Source organism: Geobacillus sp. ZGt-1 (assembly GCF_001026865.1).
GTDB lineage: Bacteria > Bacillota > Bacilli > Bacillales > Anoxybacillaceae > Geobacillus > Geobacillus thermoleovorans.
The window spans coordinates 329,374-332,733 of the sequence record NZ_LDPD01000013.1 but is presented as its reverse complement, the minus strand read 5'-3'; the positions used below and the strand labels follow the sequence as shown (position 1 = coordinate 332,733).

The following is a 3,360-nucleotide window of genomic DNA, read 5'->3' as shown; positions in this document are numbered from 1 at the left end:
CCAGCTTTCTATACGAAACGTACATTGCAATCCGCCATGGGACGATCATCGAAAACGCGAGCAAATAAAACATGCCGCTTAACTGGCGGTAGTCGATCGTTCGTCCTAAATACGTTTTCAAGCCAAGACGAATGACAATCAACCCGAGCAAAATCCAAATAAAGGATTTTGAGCGTTTCAAATAAATATCGCTGCCGCGGATTTCAAATTTTGACGTTTTAATGAGAAACAGCGAGAAAAACAGGCCGAGAATGACCGCTTCGATGAGCTCCCCGCGCGTAACGCGAAAGACCGGATCGATGAACATCAGCGCCCCGGTGCTCATAAACAGCGGCGGCAAAATAATTTTTTTGGCATTCGTCGGCTTTTCCGACGCCTTCATGCGCACAAAAAAGATGAAAAACGCCATCACAACGGCGATGAGCGATGTAATGAACGCCAAAGCCATCACCTTCTTCCGACAAAATTCACGGACAACGCTATTATAGCAAAAACCGCTCCGCTTGCCTACCGCCCTCTCCAGCCGCCCCCGCCTTCGCCAAACATCGCGCTCGCTTCATCCCTCTCGCTTGCCAAGAGGAACGCAGTCAGCTGTTTTCCAGCGGTCATAAGCCGGCGCCTTCCTATGCCGTACGAAGCCAAAGCCCGCTTACAAAAGACGGGCAATCGCCTCGAGCACGCGGGTTTCTTCAAACGGCTTGACGATGAAGTCAGCCGCTCCGGCTTCAATGGCCTCAACGACCATACGCTGCTGCCCGAGCGCCGAGCAGATGATGATTTTCGCCCCGGGATCGATCTCCTTAATCGCCCGCACCGCTTCAATCCCATTCATGACCGGCATCGTAATGTCCATGATGACAAGATCGGGGCGCAGCCGGCGATACAGCTCGACCGCCTCTTTGCCGTTTTCCGCCTCACCGGCTACGGTGTGATCCGTTTTTTCCAGTATGCGCGCCAGCGTTACCCGCATAAACTTCGCATCGTCAGCAATTAAAATGGCAGCCATCTTTCCATCGCCCTCTCCTCAACGATATTCCTCCAACAACAGCCGCACAAAGGGCGGCTCCATCGCCGCTAAAAACCAGTAAATCCGCCAAACAAGCTTGTCATATAAGCAATCAGCTTTGTCATCCAATCAAAGTACAAAACGACGCCCATCGCCACCATGACATAGCCGCCCGCCTTCATGATGGATGCGCTATGGCGGCGGATCCATTGCAGCTTGCCGATAAAAAACGACAACATGAAAAACGGAATGGCAAATCCAAGCGTATAAGCAAGCATATACATCATTCCTGAGCCCGGGTTGGTGGCGGCTAGAGCGACAACCGCCACCAAAATCGGCCCCATGCACGGCGTCCAACCGGCGGCAAACGCCATGCCGATCAGCACGGAGCCGACATATCCCGATGGCCGTTCACGAAACGAAATGCGCCGATCTTTCAGCAAAAACGCCGGCTTCCACAGCCCGGCGACGACGAGGCCAAGAGCGACGATCACGACCGCGCCGATTTGCCGGATCGCATCTTGATAATCAACAAACAGCCTTCCAAGCAGCGAGGTGCCAAAGCCAAGCGAGATAAAAATGAGCGAGAAGCCGAGCAAAAAGCAAAGCGTATGCCATAAGCTGCGGCGGTTCAGCATCGCGTTTTCCTCTTTCAACTCGCTGACCGACACGCCGGTGATATACGATAAAAACGCCGGATAAAGCGGCAAGCAGCACGGGGAAATAAACGACAAAAACCCGGCGCCGAACGCTAAAAATAGATTGAGATCATTCATTGGTGAACCAGCCCCTGCTTTTTTACTTTTTATTTTAGCAGAATTCCTTCTTCCCGTAACATGTTTCTCATTGTTCCTGGTCAATTTTTCTATTTTCCATTTTTGCGTTCACTGATAAAATAGTATAAAGCACCATACACAATACTTCAAGCAAAGGACGGTCGATTCGTGCCGAAATGCAAATTGTTGACCTTGATTGAACAAAAGCGGATGGAGCTTGTCGACACGGTGGCCAAAACGGGGTTAAACTCGGCGGCGGCCATGAAAATCAGCAAAGAACTTGACACGTTGCTCAATGCCTATCAACGCGAACAAACCAAGCGGCGAAAGCAAAGCGCCTCCCGCTAGGCGGGACATGGCGCTTTCTTCTTTTTGTTCCAAGCAGGGGCGGCAAAACGCCGCCATTTACGCATGGACGTCGACGAGGCCGTTTTGCAGCAAGTACATTTGGTAGTAAAGCCCTTTTTGCGCCAGCAGTTGCTGATGCGTACCGCGCTCGATGATTTCGCCGCGGTGGAGGACGAAAATTTGATCAGCGTCTTGAATCGTTGATAGACGGTGGGCGATGGCGATCGTCGTCCGCCCTTTCCGCATGCGCATGAGCGCATCTTGAATCGCTTCCTCTGTTTCGGTGTCAATATGGGCGGTCGCCTCATCGAGCACCAAAATTTTCGGATCAGCAGCGATCGTGCGGGCGAATGAAAGAAGCTGGCGCTGACCGCTTGATAACGTCGCCCCGCGCTCGGCGAGCACATGGTCGTAGCCGCCGGGCAATTGCTCAATAAACGCATCGGCCTGCACGAGCCGAGCGGCCTCCTTAATGGCTTCGTCGTCCAGTTCCTGATTATACATGCGAATGTTCTCTTTGACCGTCCCGTAAAACAAAAACGGATCTTGCAAGACAAGGCCGAGGCGGCGGCGCAGCTCGGCGCGCGAGTAATCGCGGATCGACCGGCCGTCAAGCAAAATATCGCCGCGGTCAAACTCATAAAAGCGCATGAGCAAGTTGATGATCGAACTTTTGCCGCTGCCGGTATGGCCGACAAACGCGACCGTCTGACCTGGACGGATGACAAACGACAGCCGTTTCAGCACATCCCGTTTGCCGTCGTAGGAAAAGCTGACATCCCGAAATTCGATTTCCCCGCGCTCGATCACATGCGGCGACCGATTTGGATTGGCCGGCGCCTCTTCTTGATGATCAAGAAGGGCAAACACGCGAGAGGCGGAAACGATCGCCTGCTGGTAAAGAGACAGGCGCATCATCATTTGCGTCACCGGTTCGAAAAAGCGCTCCAAATAGTTGACAAACGCATACAGCACGCCGATCTCAACTGGGCCATCAAGCGCCGTGATGCCAAAAAAGCTGAGCACAACCATGATCGACAACATATACACCACATCGATCGCCGGTCGAAGCAGCAGTCCATCAAGGTGGATGTTTTTCATCCCCGCCTTGTAATGCGCTTCATTGACGGCGGCAAACTCTTGATATAAACGGCGCTGCTGGCGGAACGCTTGAATGACGGCCATTCCTTGCAGCGATTCGTTCAATTTGGCGTTCAGTTCGCTCAGCCG

General features: G+C 52.7%; 5 protein-coding genes. 1 reads left to right on the top strand and 4 read right to left on the bottom strand.

Annotated features, from left to right (window positions below):
- The 3 genes from VU18_RS05860 to VU18_RS05850 form a co-directional block, all read right to left on the bottom strand.
- A partial coding sequence (locus VU18_RS05860) for a CcdC family protein (RefSeq protein WP_369793554.1) occupies positions 1–448 on the bottom strand: 448 nt, incomplete at its 3' end.
- A gap of 201 nt (positions 449–649) precedes the next feature.
- Positions 650–1,006 (bottom strand): response regulator, encoded by a 357-nt coding sequence (locus VU18_RS05855; protein WP_011230839.1) that lies wholly within the window; start codon positions 1,004–1,006, stop codon positions 650–652.
- A 68-nt stretch (positions 1,007–1,074) separates the two neighbouring features.
- The gene (locus tag VU18_RS05850) at positions 1,075–1,782 is read right to left on the bottom strand and encodes a cytochrome c biogenesis protein CcdA (protein WP_021322230.1); all 708 of its coding nucleotides are present in this window, start codon (positions 1,780–1,782) and stop codon (positions 1,075–1,077) included.
- Positions 1,783–1,950: 168 nt separating this feature from the next.
- Between VU18_RS05850 and VU18_RS05845 the strand changes: the two genes are divergently transcribed.
- Complete coding sequence (locus VU18_RS05845) at positions 1,951–2,130, top strand: aspartyl-phosphate phosphatase Spo0E family protein (RefSeq protein ID WP_011230836.1); 180 nt, start codon at positions 1,951–1,953, stop codon at positions 2,128–2,130.
- Between the two features lie 57 nt (positions 2,131–2,187).
- Here VU18_RS05845 and VU18_RS05840 read toward each other — a convergent pair.
- Positions 2,188–3,360 (bottom strand): ABC transporter ATP-binding protein (locus VU18_RS05840; RefSeq protein ID WP_236687301.1); only part of this gene is annotated, 1,173 nt, incomplete at its 5' end.